Here is a 17,793-nt window from a genome sequence, read left to right on the forward strand (position 1 = left end):
CGGCGCTAATTGAGTGCGAACCGCCGACGTTGGATCGGGGAGCGTCGGCGATCGGTTTACGTCAGCCTGCGGCAGGCGTTGAGCCTCAGGCAGCTAAAAATCATTAGCTTAGCGCGCCCGCTTCAGACTCGGTGTGGCAGGATGGCGTTAAATTTGTGCGGCGCCGCGCAAAATTGCAGTGGCGTTTCGCTTGGCGTGCAGAAAGGTGATCTGGCGCATGTTTAGCGCGCCGGTGCGTATTTTATCCCTACTTCTTGTCATGCACAAAATTTCCGTCGCCAGTGGCCGGATGAGCAGGAATTCACCGATTTTCACCCGCAGGCATGACCAGATGGCTTAACTGTGTTTTTTCATTATTGCCACTTGATTAGCTGGCTGTGCGTTAAAAACTGGTTTTTTATTTTGTTGAATGGCGACTGTTATTGTTATCATGCCTGCTTAACCTCTGAGGGAACAAAGTATGAAAAACAAATCATTAGCGCTCTTATTACTGGCTGGCCTGACCGGCTGCAGCCAGTCGTCAACGTCGCCGGAAGCGTCTGCGTCAGCGGCCGGAAAAAGCGAAACCTTATACGTCAACAGCCGTCTGGTGGACTGCGTGGGCGTCGCGCCGATGAAGTGCATGCAGGTGCGTCAGACGCCGGATGCAGAGTGGGAGCTGTTTTACACCCAGATTGAAGGCTTTGCGTTTACCCCCGGCTACCGCTATAAGCTGCTGGTGAACGTCAGCGAGCTGGAAAACGTGCCGGCCGACGCCTCTTCGCTGCGCTATGTGCTGGTCAAACAGCTGGAAAAAACCAAGGCATAACGCATACGCCGGAGGCGGCGGCATGCGGCCTCCGGCGCAGCTCCAGCGCCCACCCTGATTAACGCCGTCCCGGCGGTTAAATAGTCTTTACCCCCGATCACAAAAAACCGAGAAATCAATTCATCCGCGCCGCCGTCAGCAGTAAGCTGGAAGCCACAGGGCTACCACCAAATAGGGATGATATATGTACCAGATGATTTTAGTACCGGTTGATCTTGAAGAGCCGCAGCTGACGGATAAGGCGATCAAGCATGTGGAGTATCTGGCCAAGGCGTCGGGCGCCAAGGTGCACCTGTTCCATGCGTTGCCGGATGCGTCGGCATTCGTGACTGCCTATTCGTTCGGTATCAAAGAATTTGAGAATCAGGCGGAAGTTAACGCTATCGACAAACTGAAGAATATCATTGCGGAAATGGAGCTGCCGCTGGAGCGTCTGTCTTACACCATCAGCTTCGGCTCACCGCGTGACGAGGTGCTGCAGCTGGCCGATGATATCGGCGCGGACCTGATCGTGGTCGGCTCGCGGCGTCCCAGCGTCAAAACCTACCTGCTCGGCTCCAACGCCGCGGCGATTGTACGCCATGCCAAAACGTCGGTGATGGTGGTCAGATAATCATTCGCCCCTCTCCCGGCGGGGAGGGGGGCGACATGTTAATGGCACAGCGCCTCAATCTCCTCGTACAGCGCCTGCGGCAGTTCGATGCCGTGCTGCTCACTCAGCGGACGCTGGCGAAAGCGCCGCTCGCCGGGCAGCCGCGCGCCCTGTTGCTGCATATCGCTGAACAGCGTTTCGGCATGGGCCAGATAGGTAGCCTGCTGTTCCCCCAAAAAGCGCTGCGGATCCATGGCGATAATCAGTTCGCCGCCGTAAGGCGATGATCCGGTCTGGTTATCAAACGCCAGCGACTCTTTACTGGTCATATCGCCGATCAACGGCCCGGCCAATAATTCCACCATCGCCGCCAGCGCCGAGCCTTTATGCCCGCCGAAGGTCAGCATGGCGCCGGCCAGCACGCTGGCGGCATCGGTTGAGGGGTTGCCGTCCTTGTCGATGCCCCAGCCCGGCGGCAGCGGCTTGCCGGCGCGCCGGTGCAGCTCTATTTCACCGCGCGCCGCGGCGCTGGTGGCCATATCAAACACAAAGGGCGGCCGTGCGGGACGCGGCCAGCCGAAGGCGATGGGGTTGGTGCCGAACAGCGGCTGATTGCCGCCGGCCGGCGTCACCCAGGCGTGGCTGGGGGTACAGGCCAGCGCCACCAGTCCCTGCTCGGTCAGCGGCTCGATGTCGGCCCACAGCGCCGAGAAGTGCACGCAGTGGTTGATCGCCAGCGCGGCGATGCCGTTGCGTTTCACCTTATCGACAAACGCCGGCAGCGCCCGGCGGTAGGCCACCAGCGAAAATGCGCCGTGGGCGTTCACCCGCATAATGGCGGGGGCGCTGTCGATCAGTTCCGGTTCGGCATCGGCGGAGACTTTCCCCATCCGCAGCGAGTGTACGCAGCCGAGAATGCGGTACAGCCCGTGGGAGGCGCAGCCGTCGCGCTCCCCGGCGGTGACGTTCTGCGCCACCGCGTCGGCGTGTTCGGCGCTGAAACCGTTGCTGCGCAACGCGCGCTGCGCCAGATGATAGGCCTGATCCAGCGTCAGGCGTATGCTTGCCGTCATGATGACATCCTCCCTTGAGTTACTCTTCTTCATCTCCGACAAAATTTGCCTGTGGTAAACAGGTATAGGCGCCCCAGTAGTAGATCGCCAGCGCAATCACCGCCACCGTCAGGGTATCCCACGGGTGACCGATGGCGCTGCGGTGGCGGGGAGCATTCTTTCAGACCCGGCGTTAAAGACGCCGGCGACGGTGCCAACGCTGCTATGTCGCTGCGAGGATGTGACGTTGGGACAGGTGGCCGGGCAGGCGCAGCCGCTGCGGCATGGGCGCCTGCCAGGGGAAAATTTGCGCAACGGCGGCGCGCTATCTGTTCGACTGGCCGCTGGCGCCGCCGCGGACGTCGTTGACGCCGGTACGCACCGCGACGTTGCTGCGCGGCGCAGAGCGCGAATCCGACGCGTAAAACTGCTACACTCAGGCATAATACTCCACGAAACAGGCGGATGAAGGATGACAAACGCGCTGATTACACTGGGATTATGCCTGCTGTTGGTGCCGCTGTTGTTATGGCTGATGGGTAAGGCATTATCAGCGGCGAAGGATAAGCCGCACGACAATAAAAGCAAGCCGAAAACCGGCATGCCGCACGGCGATGACGAGTAGGCTCAGGCCGGCTTTTAGCTGCGCGGCCAGTAGTAGACCTTTTCATACCAGCCTTTCTCGTACATGCAGGATTTTATGATGGCGTTGCGGGCGTCCTTGTTGTTGTCGCTGTGTAATGTACGCAGCGTCGGGCGTGATTCATAACGGTGGCCGTCCGGGCAGGTTTTCTTGTTTTTCTTGCAGGGAACGTACTGATCGCCATACTCAACCTCAACGTCTTTGACGACGTCAGGCGGAAAGCGCTGGTACGCGCGCTCCTTGCATTTGGCATATTCGGCCTGCCAGAGGGTATTGCTGGCGTCGTTACGCTCCCACTGAACGCAGCCGTTGAGGAAAAGTGCGGGTATGATCATTAAAAGTCCGTATGTTTTCATTATATCCCTATTAGCTTATTTATAAGCACGCGCGATGCGCTGTTGATTAAGAATATTCTTCCTTAAGCGTCGGTGTTAACAAGGGCGGAGCATCAATGATGCGGCACCGCTGAAGGCATTCGTTGTCAGCGTAACGATGACCGACCGGTCGTTATCGTGGCTGGCGGACATTAAGCGTACCGGATAACGCCGACATGCTGCCGATAAACGCCGGGTATTATAGGGGAAATAAATCACCAGGAAAAATAACGGTAATTTATATTACCCTGCAGATATTTCTCCGCATCCTTTATACCTTGCGGTTAAGAGTAATAACCTGCTTTTTATAGGATCATTCTAATTAATGATAGATTAATTAAGAGGTTTATTCTTAATAAAGGCCGCAGAAGGTCGGCCCACGTTTAATTTTCCGGATGTCATAACGTGTTGCGCTAGTGTGTCGTTTGGCTGACGTATGTCGCCGATGCCCGTGAAATATGCCTGTTGGCAGCGCGCTGCATCTGGCCGCTAATCTCTGCGTTGCTTCAGGACGTGGTGGGGATTAATCTTATTTTTTGTCGAGCTGCGGGATGCTTGATGCAGGGCGGGATTATCTTGTTACTATTGGGGCCTGTTTTTTTAAGGAGTTCAGGATGAAGCGTTACGCCGCGTTACTTATTTCCTCTGTGCTATTGTCCGGTTGCGCTACCCAGGCGGTGCCGCCGCAACAGGCTAAATCCCCGCCGCCAAGCCGGCTGATGCTTTATCAAAACCTGCCGACTACGCCGTATGCCACGGTGGTCGTGGTGCGTGACAGCGGCATGCTGGCCGGATCCTGTCGCACCGGCGTCTATGTTGACGGCGAGTTCGCCGCGTCGCTGGCGACGAAAGAGAAGGCGGAGTTCCGCATGCCGGTCGGTAATCACGTGGTCAGCATCGGTCAGGATATGATCGAAAGTCATCTGTGTATCTGGCGCGAGACCGCCGGGCAGCAGCCGATGACCCTGCGCGCCGGGGACGTGCGCTATCTGCGGATTGGCGGCGACATGCAGAGCGGCTTTATCCTGAAGCCCGGGCGCGGTTGAATCGCACAGGCCGGTGCAGCGTGACCGGCCTGTTTCCTGCATGGCTTACTGGCGGTAAGCGTGTTTGATTTGCTGCAGGCTGTTTTTAAACACTTCCGCCTGCGTAGGGTCTTCGATCTGGGCAATAAAACGCTCCAGATTAATAATGACTTTGCCCGCATCGGCCTGACCAATCGATTTCAGTATCAGCGTTAACGTGGCTTTCAGGCAGGCAACTTCGGTTGCCAGTGTTTCTGGATTTGCGGACGTAGTGAAATCGATGTTGCTCATTTTATCTCCTGATCTCTGCGGCCGTAGCCGTAAAAGGTGCGCCTGTGCGCCGGGCCGCCGCCCGCAACATACGGGCGACGGCGCCGTTTTCTGCTGGCGAGTATAACATAAACTGCGCTTGAGCCAGCGGCGTCCTCGACTGATGAGTATTAATGATATTTATTATACTTGAGATTTATTGCGCATTGATGAATAGGTATGTCGAATTAACGCTGCAACCTTGCATGCGCGCATATTTTTAAATGCTTAATAAGCACTTTACGTGCATGCTTCTGCTGTCTGACGGGCGGGCCATAGCGTAAATAATGTTGGGTTCGCTGATACATATAGCGACAGGCAATGATTTTACGCCTAAAGTGATAACGCTGCACTCCGGCATGTGCTATTATAGCGCCGTGATTTTAAAGGGTTAATTCTCAGCGGAAAGGATGTTATTATTACGCTTGGTTATGATTACCCGCGTTGATCTTTACTCAGCCGGGGCGTTTACCGCACCTGCGTTTTGTCAACGATCCCTCGATCAGGTATATGCGCTGCCGGGTTTTTATCCGCCCGCAACGCCGTAAGCTCGCGTCGTCAGGTGTAAAAATACGAAAAATTAGGCCTGCTCCGCAGAGTTAATCGAGTATACATATTAATCTGTATTCATTCTTTGTTGAAAAACAAGTAATATCTGTCGCGATAACAGAGACTGATTGCGTTACTCCCCTATTTTTTGGAGATTGTTCCTTGATTAGCGTTCTTCTTGTTGATGACCACGAACTGGTGCGCGCAGGGATACGACGCATTCTTGAAGATATCAAAGGCATAAAGGTTGTCGGTGAAGTCCAGTGCGGCGAAGATGCCGTAAAATGGTGTCGCAACAATGTTGTTGATATCGTGCTGATGGACATGAATATGCCGGGTATTGGGGGGCTGGAAGCCACCCGTAAGATTGTGCGTTATGCACCCGACATCAAAGTCATCATGTTGACTATCCACACAGAAAATCCTTTGCCGGCGAAAGTGATGCAGGCGGGGGCCGCCGGCTATCTGAGCAAAGGGGCCGCGCCGCAGGAAGTGGTGAACGCCATACGTTCCGTGCATGCCGGGCAACGCTATATTGCCTCCGACATTGCGCAGCAGATGGCGTTAAGCCAGCTCGAGCCGGAGGCCGAAACGCCGTTCAGCTGTCTTTCTGACCGTGAACTGCAGATTATGTTAATGATTACCAAAGGAAAGAAGGTCAACGAAATTTCCGAGCAGTTGAACCTTAGCCCCAAAACGGTAAACAGCTACCGCTACCGGATGTTCAGCAAGCTGAACATCAGCGGCGATGTGGAGCTGACTCACCTGGCTATCCGACATGGATTGTTCAATGCGGAGACGTTGTTAAGCGGTGAATGATCGTTTTGATGCAAAAGCCTTTCTTAAAACCGTAACCAGCCAGCCCGGCGTCTATCGCATGTATGACGCCGGCGGCACGGTTATCTATGTCGGCAAGGCCAAAGACCTGAAAAAACGCCTTGCGAGCTATTTCCGCACGCAGGTCGGCAGCCGTAAAACCGAAACGCTGGTTAAAAATATCGCGCAAATAGACGTTACTGTTACACATACCGAAACAGAAGCGCTGTTGCTGGAACATAACTACATTAAATTATATCAACCGCGATATAATGTTCTTTTGCGCGACGATAAATCTTATCCGCTGATCTTTCTGAGCGCCGATACCCATCCGCGGCTTGCCGTTCACCGCGGCGCCAAACACGCCAAGGGCGAATATTTTGGCCCGTTCCCCAACTCTTATGCCGTGCGTGAAACGCTGGCGCTGTTGCAAAAGCTGTTTCCCGTTCGCCAGTGTGAAAACAGCGTTTACCGTAACCGCTCGCGCCCTTGTCTGCAGTATCAGATCGGCCGCTGTCTTGGCCCTTGTGTCGCCGGCCTGGTGAGCGAAGAAGAGTACCGGCAGCAGGTTGACTATGTGCGGCTGTTTTTGTCCGGTAAGGATCAGCAGGTGCTGCATCAGCTGATTGAGCGCATGGAGAACGCCAGCAAGGCGCTGAATTTCGAAGAGGCCGCGCGGGTGCGCGATCAGATCCAGGCGGTGCGTCGCGTCACGGAACGGCAGTTTGTCTCCGGCCACGGCGACGATATGGATGTGATCGGCGTTGCCTTTGAGGCCGGCATGGCCTGCCTGCACGTGCTGTTTATCCGCCAGGGGCAGGTGCTCGGCAGCCGCAGTTATTTCCCCAAAGTGCCGGGCGATACCGACATCAGCGAAGTGGTGCAGACCTTTGTCGGCCAGTTTTATCTGCAGGGCAGCCAGTCGCGCACCCTGCCGACGGAGATCCTGCTGGACTTTACGCTGCCGGAAAAAGATCTGCTGGCCGCGTCGCTGTCCGAGGTGGCGGGGCGCAAAATCCATATCCAGAGCAAGCCGCGCGGCGACCGCGCGCGCTACCTCAAACTGGCGCGCACCAATGCGGCGACGGCGTTAACCAGCAAACTGTCTCAGCAGTCGACCATTCACCAGCGCCTGGCGGAGCTGGCGAAGGTTCTGCAGATGGATAACATTACCCGGATGGAATGTTTTGATATCAGCCACACGATGGGCGAACAGACCGTCGCTTCCTGCGTGGTATTTGATGAGAACGGTCCGCTGCGTTCCGAGTATCGTCGCTATAACATCACGGGCATTACGCCGGGCGATGATTACGCGGCGATGGCGCAGGTGCTGCGACGCCGTTACGGCAAGGCGCTGGAAGAGAAAAAAATCCCTGACGTGATCTTTATCGACGGCGGCAAAGGCCAGCTCGGCATGGCGCGTGAGGTGTTTGATGCGCTGGACGTGACGTGGGATAAAAGCAAACCGCGGCTGATTGGCATTGCCAAAGGCGCCGATCGTAAAGCCGGCCTGGAAACGCTGTTCTTTGTGCCCGAAGGCGAGGGGATTTCGCTGCCGGCGGATTCGCCGGCGCTGCACGTGATCCAGCATATCCGCGATGATTCGCATAACCATGCCATCACCGGCCACCGCCAAAAACGCGCCAAGGTTAAAAATACCAGCGCGCTGGAGCTGATTGAGGGCGTGGGGCCAAAACGGCGGCAAACGCTGCTGAAGTTTATGGGCGGTCTGCAACCGTTGATGAACGCCAGCGTTGAGGAAATTGCAAAAGTGCCGGGTATTTCACAAGCATTGGCAGAAAAGATCTATAATGCATTGAAACACTGAAGGCAATGTAGCAACATACCCTTAATTCCACTCCAGCCAGATAGTTACCGTAGCATTATGCAATTGAATATACCGACTTGGCTCACCCTGTTTCGCGTAGTTCTGATCCCATTCTTTGTGCTGGCATTTTATCTGCCGTTCACTTGGGCCCCGATGGTTTGCGCCATCATTTTTGTGTTTGCAGCGGTAACCGATTGGTTTGACGGCTTTTTAGCCCGACGCTGGAAGCAGACAACCCGCTTTGGCGCGTTCCTGGATCCGGTCGCCGACAAGGTGATGGTCGCCATGGCGTTGGTGCTGGTGGCGGAACACTATCACGCCTGGTGGATTACGTTGCCGGCGGCGACGATGATTGCGCGTGAAATCATTATTTCTTCACTGCGCGAGTGGATGGCGGAAATCGGCAAGCGCAGCAGCGTGGCGGTCTCCTGGATCGGTAAAGTGAAGACCAGTGCGCAGATGATGTCGCTGGTGGGGCTGCTGTGGCGTCCCGATCGTAGCGTCGAGTACGCGGCCATCGGCCTGTTGTACATCGCGGCGGTGCTGACTTTCTGGTCAATGTTCCAATATTTGAACGCTGCGCGTAACGATTTGCTGGAACCGTGATCGATTCGATGCAAAAATCGGCAAACGGCTGTGGTGGGCAAACAATTTTGTTGACTCATCACGTCAGGTAAGTAGAATGCATCGCATCAGACGGCAGCGACGATTTGCAGAAAGTTGGCAAGCAAATCAGTAAGTTCTGATGATGCGGGAATAGCTCAGTTGGTAGAGCGCAACCTTGCCAAGGTTGAGGTCGCGAGTTCGAGCCTCGTTTCCCGCTCCAAATTAAGAAAGCTGGTGATGCACGAGCTTTCAGCCTGAAAAGGCAAACAGAATATGGCGCGTTAACAAAGCGGTTATGTAGCGGATTGCAAATCCGTCTAGTCCGGTTCGACTCCGGAACGCGCCTCCAATTTTCCCGAGCCCGGGTGGTGAAATCGGTAGACACAAGGGATTTAAAATCCCTCGGCTTATGGCTGTGCGGGTTCAAGTCCCGCCCCGGGTACCATGGGAAACATCAGAATAATCAAAGCAATAAGCAGTGTCGTAAGCCGCCGAAAGGCGGTTTTTTTGTGCCTGTAAAACGGCAAGTGGCGGCAGAGTGACGACACCAAAAAAATCCCGCATGTGCGCGGGCTGTTTTTACAGTGACACGTTGAGCTGTTTTTCGCTGTATATAATACTGGGAATACGCCTGTCGCACTGAAATTCAATCACCGTTGAGAAGACGCGAGAGAATCCTATTGATGGGGTTTGTCCGTTCGGGTAGGGTGATTTGAAGTGCGACTTTTTTGCATAATGGCAAGCTTAGATGCCTCAAAAACGCGATAACCCGATTTTCCGGTGCATGCCAGCATAGCAGGTCAGCGCACGCACGCATTACAGCATTATTCCCCAGCCATTTCATGATGCGTGGCGGTAACATCTTGGTGCTGCAGCAGATATTGGGACACAGCTCTATCACGATGACTATGCGATACGCGCATTTTGCGCCTGAACACCTGGACGCAGCTGTCGCTCTTAATCCATTTGACAGCATTGATACAGTAAGGGATTGAATCATGAACATAAGCGCAAAAGACCTCGCGCAACGTATGGCCGACGCGTTAAATGTGGATAACGGCTTCTTAACTGGATTCGCCCAAGGTGCTATATCGCTTCCCATCGATCTTGGTTATTTGGCATACGACTTCCTTGATACTGAAAATCGGTCAGCCAATATGGATGATACTGAAAGGATGATCCGCCTGATTAAGTCTGGTTTAGCCAATAAAAAGAGCTTGGCCAAAATTGCGAGATTGGTCGCTGATGACTTCCTTGAGAAAACAGATAGCGAACGAGTAAAGCTAATTATTGAAAAAGGTTCGGGTAAGTTCCTGGGTAGGTTCGTGACCAACCAATTACTTGGTGTCAACCTAGGTGCTTTGATTGCCGAACGGTTTGTTCTGCAGTTCGCAGCAAGCCTTTCATTGGGGTCGGTGTTATCCCTTGGCGCGATGAAATCCCGTGCGATTTATACGTCACGCGAGCTGCGCTCAAGAAACCCATGGCTATATGACCGGCTTAGGAGAATGGGAAACCTTGACCTTCTTTATTTTTTGATGGAGAAGCGCACCAGGCCGTTTGAAGATGCGATCGCAGTTTGGCATAGCAGTAGGAGTGACTTTAATCGGATTGTTGAACTTTTCTTCCAAAAGGTAGCTAAGTGATCCTCATGAATAAATTTATATCCAAAATCTTGGTTGGAACGAGCAACGCTATCGGTGCTATGACGCTGGTTATCATTGGTTATTTTGCGTTCATTTCTGAGGCTGATTACAAATATGTCTTCGCCTTCCTATCCTGTGTAGGGTTTGTCCCGGCTTATTTAGTGTACAGGTTGGCAATGCGTTTTTATGATGGCGTATAGGGCTGGATTGGGTTGTGTGTGAGTCGTGGTGATGGAAAACCAACTAAGCGCTAAAAGTAGCAACCATGCACAATTTTATTTTGATATAAATCATCATCTTATGATTTTAAGCAGCCTATCGTAGTTTTTAAAATCCCTCGGCTTATGGCTGTGCGGGTTCAAGTCCCGCCCCGGGTACCATGGGAAACATCAGAATAATCAAAGCAATAAGCAGTGTCGTAAGCCGCCGAAAGGCGGTTTTTTTGTGTCCTCAAACTTCCCCTAACTACTGTCACTGCCGCATAGACTTGCGCCATTCGCACTGAGACCTTCCTCACCGCATAGGCGGGATCTTAAACCGTGGATACGGTTATCTGGTTAGCTTTTTTATCACCGCTGAGAGGCATTGTGCTATTAAGCCTGCTGCAACGCCGAGAATGGCGATAAATGCGATATACAGGCCGGCGCCAAAAGCCAGGGGCATCTCGCCACCGTCAGCGCTGTCGGGGAACTCGGCGCTAAGGACAGAGATGCCGATGCCGATGATCAACATGATGCAGCACACGGAATAGTATAGTTTGGCCATGCTGTACCTTAGGTTCACGCTCGCGGGACGGGGGCGATAATGGCGAGGCTGCTCAATTTGCCACATATGGCGGGGCTGTTCATCTTGCTGTCGTCAGTTTTCATGTCGATAGGCTTCCTGACAAAATAGCACGACCTCAGGGAGACGCCGCTGGACAGCTTCTTTGACCTCCACACATTCCGAACGGGTCGGATAAACCGTTTCAGAGGCCAATAGCGCGTCGCATGCATCATAACCACAAGGGCTGACCAATAGAACAAACCCGATCAGGGTTCCAATCATTGCTGCTACTCCGGGCTTGGTGATGGAGATTCTGAGCGATTGGTATGGTGGTAACATAATCAACCCGGCCCAAGGTTGCAATGGCTGGTTATTAGCTAAGCGGCGAGCCGTTATAGAGAGGGGGATTATGATGAGGGGGAACGTTAGCGCCGGGGGCCTTTCCCCGACGTATTAAGCGTGCAGCTTTTAGGTATCCCGGCGAACCCGCGTGGCGTTACTCGCTGGCTTTACATTCAGAATGAAATTCCTGGGCCGCTGATCCTGATATCATCCGAACCAAAGTCAGGGTTTTCGCCCCTGCGTGCGCGGATTTTTTCATCCTTGGTCGGCTTATGTGTTGCTGCCTGGTCAGCATGCTCACCCGGCCTGTTCCCGCACCCAAAACCCTGGCAAACCGAAGGCGATGATAGAGATATGCCATCAGTAGCGCAGGCATTGAGTAATACGGTCATCAGTAATATAGCCATAATCCTGAGATTCATTTGTTATCCATTAACATTGGCTGATTGAATGAATAGTGTCACACATTGTGCGTGATTGGGCAACAGGTAGAAAGCTCACACGACACAACCACGATAATTGCCATTTTTTGTGAACTTGCGCCAGAGTGTGCAATGAAGAAGAGACGGGCGGAGAAAGAGGAATAGATTACCGAGCTCTGTCCGACGAAAAATAGGATGAAATTATTTAGGGTGGTTGATTATGGGGGAGATAAAACTCCCCCTGAGAATACTCCTGCCATTTTTAAATTATTAACGGCTAGGACACCCTTTGAATAGTCTGGCAATATACATTCTATTATAAGTGTTATGAATGTAGCCAGTTTTTATATTGTAGATCTGGTAATGGCAGTAAACAAAAGAGGCATTTGAGGTTATATATGCCAGGCGGGTTTTAACGGCTGAGACGGCGGGGGCCGTGGACCATTTTGCCGCGCTGGCAAATCCCGACGTGCCGATAATCGCTGCGGCCAAGAGACATAGTGTGATTTTTTTCATGATAATTTCCTATAAATAAAAAATAAAATGAAATAATGGCTTTAATTAATTCTAGTTAACCATGCGGCTAACATCTGTACGTTACAGGTGGAGTATTATGTGTCAATGCATTGATGTTCTATCGTTGATAAAAAGGACTTGTCTTTTTATTTTTGAGGTTTTTCTTTGTCTTTTTGGGCTGATTCTGTGAGGTGGGAAGGGAAATGATAATTGTGAATTTATGTTGTTTATATATTTGCTTAATAAATAAGCGCTATTATGTTTCCCTGTTGTAAAAATAATCTTGATATAGAAATGGTTTAAAGATCGCTGTTGTCAGGTGGCTTTTTTATTATCTGTGCTAGCGCTGTGAACATCGGTGCAAAAAAAATCCCCTCACTAAGGAGGGGAAAGGCATCAACACCAGGGAAAATCTTTCACTGGTGATGATACGGGAGTCTATATTTTCAAATTTGATTTATGTCAATGAATCTGCGGCAAAAATGCATTGGTATAGTGAAGTTTTATGCATCATATTGCATTGAATATATGACATTTTTGGTCTACGGCATGCTAGCGATAGCGCGGAAGCTTGATAGCATGTGTAGTAAAGGCGTCTATATCTTCGCAGACGACGGGATTCTCGCGGTCGGCATAAAAAAAGATATGCAGATGCTTTTCAGGAAGGTACACCAGGTCGTCGCCATTGCGGAAGCTGATCACCCGAAAAGGCGAGCCTTCCGCCGTATGATTACGCTTCACGCCTGCCGCTACCTGGAAGTGACGTTCAGCCCACGCTAACGTGGTCAGGCCATAGTTAAAGCGTGTAACGGTCATCATGGCCCGCTCTGGGCAGTTCAGACGTAGCACGCTGGCGGCATGCCCCGGAGCGGGCAGCAGCATATAAAACAGGCAGGCCATCATGATATTCGATGGGGTTAACATTCTTCCTCCGGCATAACATAGAAAACGGTACAGCGGCATGCGGGATCAGCCGTGTGGATGCGCGCTTCCCTGATAAGGCGTCACCGTATGATTGGGTTCAATGACCTTGCTGAAGAAGGCGTCAGGGTCGGCACTGAACTTGAAGCGCTGGAAGCGGGTATAGGCCATACGCGCGATATCATAGGCTTGTCCGTCTTTGACCACGGTAATGGTGTTTCCCGTTTTCTCATCAGCACATAGTTGAACGGCCGTGACATGTTTGCCCGTTAACCGGGTGAACTGGCATTGAGGGGCGGGCGTGAAGGGGGCGCTTTCCTCTTTGGCGCAGGCGGAGAGTGCGGAAGAGAGAAAGATGCAGGTGAGTATCAGCGTTGTTTTGCTACGCGGCATGGCCGAAAATCCTTCTGTATTGTCAGTTATTGGATAAAGGATATAAAAATCAACAAGAAATAACGATTTTCATCATAAAGGATTCCCGAGTCTATCTTATGTTACGCGTTTGTTCTGGACAGACCACGCCATCCGTGACGGTCCGCGAACGCCGGCGGCGTTTTGCATTCGCTTTGTCTTTCCTGTAGTACAGTGATGTATATTCTCGCATTGAGGCGGGGCGCCTGCTCGGAAGGTGATGATGGCTGTCGACCATAACGGATATATCGCCACGTCTGGCGAGGCTAGTTTTCAGGCTGAATTTACCGGCGTGATTGATGACGCCGTGCGCCAGCTGACGGCGACGCTGGGCGACGTCCTGCACAGTATTTATGTCTATGGCAGCGTTGCGCGGGGCAAGGCAACAGTGGGACGCTCAGATCTGGATCTTTGCATTATCTTTTATCGTCCGCTGCAGCCGGCGCAGGAGAGTGCGTTGGCGTCGGTACGTTCGGAGCTTGAGGCGGCGCATCCCATGGTCAGCAAGATTGATCTCGACTGTGGCATTCTGCCGGAGGTTATGGCGGTGGAGAACCTGCACAGCTGGGGCTATTGGTTAAAACACCATTGCCGCTGTGTGTACGGTGTGGATCTGGCCGGTCGTTTCCCGCGTTTTAAACCTTCACGCGCGATTGCCGTAGCGCTGAATGGCGATTACCTCAGCGTGTTGCACGACTATATCGAGCGTATCCAGCAGATGGATGACGTTAATCAACGCAGGCGTTTGCAGCAGTCGGCGGCTAAAAAGCTGATTCGCGCCACAAGTCTGTGGCGGGGAGAACAAGATAGAGACTGGCCGGAGACGCTTGAAGAACATGCGATAAAGTTTATCCGCCGCTATCCGCAGTTAACGGGCGAGATAAATTACTTTCTCGCACAGGGTCAACAAACCGATGCGCGGCATCGGGAGTTTATTGTGCGGCTGCACGCGTTAATGGCGTGCCTGGAGCAGCTTGAACGCTAAGGGTTATCTCGAATTATATATGAAATTAATTTATTCCTATTTTATCATTTTTTGTTTTGATTATTTATTTTATTCTGTGGTTAATTAATTCTGTCGAGGGTTCAGTGATATAAGACCAGACTTAAACAGAAGTTGCGTGACAGGCGCTATCTCTATTTACTTACGATTAATATGCACTAAGATGGCTGGCTGTTACGTTGAATAATGGCTGAGCGATTGCTAACGACAACTGCCGAACAAGGACGCTGTTATCCGGGATGATGACGATAGGTGACAATGATGTTTGATGTGAAAAAAGTAAACAACAGGGAAGCCTTTTTTATTTATTTGAACGCCGAGGATCAATTATCTAAACATACATTAGTTAACATGGTCGAGAAGGACGCACATATCCAGGGCTATTCGGTCGTACGCCGCAGTTACCGAACGTTTAGAAAAGATCGAATCGTAAGAATGTTCACGACGCAAGCCGAGTTGGAAGAGGCTGACCTGGCGCAGGAGCAACACGCTAACGTTACGCCGGCGGTGGGCTCCCGCCGTCAGCCAGCTGCAAACGGCGGTTGGGAAATCTGCTTCACGGGCTTTGATAAGCGGGAAAACGATGAACTTGCCGCGCTGGCTGTTTCATCCCACTTTAAAGTTAGAAGCGGTGTGACGGCGAAGCTGACATGCTTATGCTGCGGCGCCAATGCAGGCTGGCGCAAGATCGAGGAGGCGAATGCCAAAGGGGCCCTGATTTTGAGCGGTGACCAGTTCCGACATTTTATCGCTACCGGGGAAATTCCCTATAAGTCAAAAGAAACCGACGGCAGACCGGCTGATAATACCGCGACCGAACCCGATAAACTGCAGGCGTTAAGAGAGAGCGCCGCCGCCACGTTTAATACGCTGAGATCCCTGCCGCGCAGCAATATCTTAATCGCGCAATTCGTCGACGGTTATGCGGTCGGCTGGCGCTTCGCCGTGAAATCCGTGTTTAAAGAGGCGTTGGACATCAAACAAACCACCGCGGTCTTCGATGGCTATAAGTATGAAACCTGGACTCAGGGAAACCGCTATGCTTTTCATCGCGGTGATGCGTTTTACAGCGATAAGCTCGGCTATACGGACTGGCCGGCATTTTTAAAACTTGAACATGCCGCTATTGTGAAGGTCAGGTTCGAGTGTTTTGCCGGTTATGAAACGGTCGCGACGCTGGATGGCCTTTTTTCCGGCGACTTCGTGCCGGAAAATCTGATTACCGCACCCAAGGTGTTTGAGCGGCTACCCCTGCGTATTGAAAGCCAGTCTTACGATCCCGGGACGCTGGTTATCGATGTGCTGCGCCCAACCTCGGACCAGAAGCGGGTGGAGCGGGTTGAAACGCTGTCTTTAACTCAGGATGAGTTTATTGCACTGTTGCAGACGGGATATTACTGGAAAAAAGAGAAAGGGCATGCGCCGATGCGGATAGATATCTTAAGCGGTAAAAACGTATAACGGGCTGATGGTAGGTACGCGACAGCGGCTTAACGGCGCTTGTTATTCTGGCTTTCCGTCAGGTGGCGGACATCTGGACGCGTGCGTAATGCCGATGGGCAGAACAGGGCGCGTCTAAACGAGTTTAATGATGAAGAAGTTGACGAAAACAAGCGCAGATAAAACAGATACGGCGGTCATTATCAACGCGGTTACGATGATCTCGGACATGGAAACCTCCTTGATAGTGATTGGCGGCGATCTATTTGTACCGTCGTATTCCCGTTTTCATCTTGATCCTTGTCAAGGTACGCAGTGATACGCGCAACAGCCGTTTGGGGCTAGGTAAGCCGCTTCTATCGGCGGGGCGTGATAGCGGTAGATGCGAGGTTTGATATTAATTGAGATAATTCTCATTGAATTTTTGTATCAATATATATTTTATGGTGTTATGTTACGTTCCGTCGTACAAAGTATGACAGGGAATGTCAGCAACCTTACTCCATTGGTTCTTTGTACGACGATTTAATCATTCCTGTCGCAATCCTCCTTATTCTTTCTTTACTGCGCGGTGGAATACGGCGCGCGATGCCGCCGGCTGGCTATCACCGTGGGTGAGGGGTATAATTTTTGCCTCCTGCCATGGGTTCAAGTGGTTTCATGTCTTCTTCAATTAAAAACAGCGTCAAACGCCCGACCCTTGCCGACGTTGCCGAACTGGCCGGCGTCTCGCTGGGCAGCGCCTCACGGGCGCTGTCGGTTCCTGAAAGGGTTAAACCCGCCACGCTGCAGCGCGTCCGCGCCGCCGTCGAGCAACTGGGATATGTGAGCAACGGCGCCGCGCGGGCGCTGGCTTCCCGACGCACCTATACCATTGGCGCCGTATTCCCAACGATGTATAACCAGGCCTTTGTCGATGCCTTACAGACCCTGCAGGCGACGCTGTGGTCGATGAACTATCAGGTTATATTGGCGACGCATGAATATCAGGCCGAGCGTGAGTTTGACGTAATCAAAACGCTGGTGGAACGCGGCGTTGAGGGCATCGTTCTGGTGGGTTCTACACATGAGGAGCGGGTTTATGAGCTGCTGCGTCAGCGCCAGCTGCCGTTGGTGCTCACCTGGCAGAGGGATGAACCGCCCTATGGCGTCAGCATTGGCTTCGATAACTGGCGCGCGACATACCGGATGGCGCAGGAAGTGATTGCCCTGGGTCACCGGGCGATCGCCGTGGTCTGCGGCAGCCAGGCGAACAATAATCGCAGCCGCCAGCGCGTTGACGGTATTGCTCAGGCAATGCAAGAGCGCCGGTTACGCCTGGACGAGTCGCAAGTCTATGAGGCGCCGTTCACCATTGAAGGCGGACGAGACGCCGCCAGGCGGCTATTGGCCGCAGGCAAACCGCCGACGGCCATTCTGTGCATGACGGATGTACAAGCGCTGGGCGTTCTTGATGAGCTGGGGCAGGCCGGTTGGCGGGTGCCGCAGGATATATCGGTCACCGGGATGGATAACATTGAATTTTCCGCGTTGGCGCAGCCTGCATTAACGACCATTGACGTGCCGTCGCGCGCTATCGGCGCGCTGGCTGCCCGGCGCATCGTCAGTATGGTGGAGCAAACGACGTTTATTGAAAGTGCCGAACTGGCATGCTCGCTGGTTTTACGCCAGAGTCTCGGCGTACCGCGGGAAGGGGGATAACGGCGGGCCAGGAGGCCGCGCCGT

At 52.7% G+C, this 17,793-nt stretch carries 19 protein-coding genes, 3 tRNA genes and 1 pseudogene; 16 read left to right on the forward strand and 7 right to left on the reverse strand.

The annotated features are described in order from the left end of the window. Positions 1-460: 460 nt before the first annotated feature. Both I6G83_RS15800 and I6G83_RS15805 read left to right on the forward strand, forming a co-directional pair. On the forward strand, positions 461-808 hold the full coding sequence (locus tag I6G83_RS15800; protein WP_054306308.1) for a DUF4377 domain-containing protein: 348 nt from the start codon (positions 461-463) through the stop codon (positions 806-808). A 184-nt stretch (positions 809-992) separates the two neighbouring features. Then, a complete protein-coding gene (locus tag I6G83_RS15805) occupies positions 993-1,421 on the forward strand; it encodes a universal stress protein (protein ID WP_015671884.1) in 429 nt (142 codons plus the stop codon). A 38-nt stretch (positions 1,422-1,459) separates the two neighbouring features. Here I6G83_RS15805 and I6G83_RS15810 read toward each other — a convergent pair whose 3' ends face one another. Further along, positions 1,460-2,473, reverse strand: a complete 1,014-nt coding sequence (locus tag I6G83_RS15810; RefSeq protein ID WP_054306307.1) for an Ldh family oxidoreductase — start codon at positions 2,471-2,473, stop codon at positions 1,460-1,462. A 263-nt stretch (positions 2,474-2,736) separates the two neighbouring features. Here I6G83_RS15810 and I6G83_RS23750 point away from each other — a divergent pair, with 263 nt between their 5' ends. Then, entirely contained in the window at positions 2,737-2,877 is a 141-nt protein-coding gene (locus tag I6G83_RS23750) for a hypothetical protein (protein WP_371851004.1), read from the forward strand. A gap of 47 nt (positions 2,878-2,924) precedes the next feature. After that, entirely contained in the window at positions 2,925-3,077 is a 153-nt protein-coding gene (locus tag I6G83_RS15820; RefSeq protein ID WP_015671894.1) for a hypothetical protein, read from the forward strand. Positions 3,078-3,091: 14 nt separating this feature from the next. On the opposite strand, the gene I6G83_RS15825 is transcribed toward I6G83_RS15820, so the two are convergent. After that, positions 3,092-3,430, reverse strand: a complete 339-nt coding sequence (locus tag I6G83_RS15825) for a hypothetical protein (protein WP_225365475.1) — start codon at positions 3,428-3,430, stop codon at positions 3,092-3,094. Between the two features lie 653 nt (positions 3,431-4,083). On the opposite strand from I6G83_RS15825, the gene I6G83_RS15830 reads away from it, so the two are divergent. Then, positions 4,084-4,515 carry a DUF2846 domain-containing protein gene (locus I6G83_RS15830; protein ID WP_015671896.1) on the forward strand — a complete coding sequence of 144 codons (432 nt, stop codon included), beginning with the start codon at positions 4,084-4,086 and terminating at the stop codon, positions 4,513-4,515. Between the two features lie 45 nt (positions 4,516-4,560). On the opposite strand, the gene I6G83_RS15835 is transcribed toward I6G83_RS15830, so the two are convergent. Continuing rightward, entirely contained in the window at positions 4,561-4,785 is a 225-nt protein-coding gene (locus tag I6G83_RS15835; RefSeq protein ID WP_054306304.1) for a DUF2594 family protein, read from the reverse strand. Positions 4,786-5,514: 729 nt separating this feature from the next. On the opposite strand from I6G83_RS15835, the gene uvrY reads away from it, so the two are divergent. From uvrY to I6G83_RS15870, 8 genes and pseudogenes are all read left to right on the forward strand, one after another. Beyond that, positions 5,515-6,171 carry a UvrY/SirA/GacA family response regulator transcription factor gene (gene uvrY, locus I6G83_RS15840; RefSeq protein ID WP_054306303.1) on the forward strand — a complete coding sequence of 219 codons (657 nt, stop codon included), beginning with the start codon at positions 5,515-5,517 and terminating at the stop codon, positions 6,169-6,171. After that, positions 6,164-7,996: an excinuclease ABC subunit UvrC gene (uvrC, locus tag I6G83_RS15845; protein ID WP_054306302.1), complete on the forward strand. Its 1,833-nt coding sequence runs from the start codon at positions 6,164-6,166 to the stop codon at positions 7,994-7,996. The genes uvrY and uvrC overlap by 8 nt, the downstream gene beginning before the upstream one ends. A gap of 57 nt (positions 7,997-8,053) precedes the next feature. After that, entirely contained in the window at positions 8,054-8,602 is a 549-nt protein-coding gene (pgsA, locus tag I6G83_RS15850) for a CDP-diacylglycerol--glycerol-3-phosphate 3-phosphatidyltransferase (RefSeq protein ID WP_015671900.1), read from the forward strand. 144 nt (positions 8,603-8,746) lie between these two features. Beyond that, positions 8,747-8,822: transfer RNA gene (locus tag I6G83_RS15855), tRNA-Gly, on the forward strand. A gap of 55 nt (positions 8,823-8,877) precedes the next feature. Beyond that, positions 8,878-8,951 (forward strand) — tRNA-Cys (locus I6G83_RS15860). Positions 8,952-8,961: 10 nt separating this feature from the next. After that, positions 8,962-9,047 (forward strand) — tRNA-Leu (locus I6G83_RS15865). Between the two features lie 353 nt (positions 9,048-9,400). After that, a pseudogene (locus tag I6G83_RS23585) lies at positions 9,401-9,597 on the forward strand (tyrosine-type recombinase/integrase); the annotation flags it as partial. Between the two features lie 3 nt (positions 9,598-9,600). Further along, positions 9,601-10,248, forward strand: a complete 648-nt coding sequence (locus I6G83_RS15870) for a hypothetical protein (protein WP_054307874.1) — start codon at positions 9,601-9,603, stop codon at positions 10,246-10,248. Positions 10,249-10,797: 549 nt separating this feature from the next. Here the strand turns inward: I6G83_RS15870 and I6G83_RS15875 are convergent. The 4 genes from I6G83_RS15875 to I6G83_RS15890 all read right to left on the reverse strand — a co-directional run bounded on the left by I6G83_RS15875 (position 10,798) and on the right by I6G83_RS15890 (position 13,607). Beyond that, complete coding sequence (locus tag I6G83_RS15875; protein WP_152972232.1) at positions 10,798-11,013, reverse strand: hypothetical protein; 216 nt, start codon at positions 11,011-11,013, stop codon at positions 10,798-10,800. A gap of 93 nt (positions 11,014-11,106) precedes the next feature. After that, positions 11,107-11,295 carry a hypothetical protein gene (locus tag I6G83_RS15880; protein WP_072186172.1) on the reverse strand — a complete coding sequence of 63 codons (189 nt, stop codon included), beginning with the start codon at positions 11,293-11,295 and terminating at the stop codon, positions 11,107-11,109. A gap of 1,550 nt (positions 11,296-12,845) precedes the next feature. Beyond that, a complete protein-coding gene (locus tag I6G83_RS15885) occupies positions 12,846-13,217 on the reverse strand; it encodes a hypothetical protein (RefSeq protein ID WP_138111431.1) in 372 nt (123 codons plus the stop codon). A 45-nt stretch (positions 13,218-13,262) separates the two neighbouring features. Further along, positions 13,263-13,607 carry a hypothetical protein gene (locus I6G83_RS15890; RefSeq protein WP_054307394.1) on the reverse strand — a complete coding sequence of 115 codons (345 nt, stop codon included), beginning with the start codon at positions 13,605-13,607 and terminating at the stop codon, positions 13,263-13,265. Between the two features lie 238 nt (positions 13,608-13,845). Between I6G83_RS15890 and I6G83_RS15895 the strand changes: the two genes are divergently transcribed. The 3 genes from I6G83_RS15895 (at position 13,846) to I6G83_RS15905 (ending at position 17,769) form a co-directional block, all read left to right on the forward strand. Then, the gene (locus I6G83_RS15895; protein WP_054307395.1) at positions 13,846-14,610 is read left to right on the forward strand and encodes a nucleotidyltransferase domain-containing protein; all 765 of its coding nucleotides are present in this window, start codon (positions 13,846-13,848) and stop codon (positions 14,608-14,610) included. Positions 14,611-14,886: 276 nt separating this feature from the next. Beyond that, positions 14,887-16,089: a BRCT domain-containing protein gene (locus I6G83_RS15900; protein WP_138111433.1), complete on the forward strand. Its 1,203-nt coding sequence runs from the start codon at positions 14,887-14,889 to the stop codon at positions 16,087-16,089. Positions 16,090-16,728: 639 nt separating this feature from the next. After that, positions 16,729-17,769, forward strand: a complete 1,041-nt coding sequence (locus I6G83_RS15905) for a LacI family DNA-binding transcriptional regulator (RefSeq protein ID WP_054307397.1) — start codon at positions 16,729-16,731, stop codon at positions 17,767-17,769. Positions 17,770-17,793: the final 24 nt, after the last annotated feature.

This window comes from Serratia rubidaea (genome assembly GCF_016026735.1).
GTDB lineage: Bacteria > Pseudomonadota > Gammaproteobacteria > Enterobacterales > Enterobacteriaceae > Serratia_B > Serratia_B rubidaea.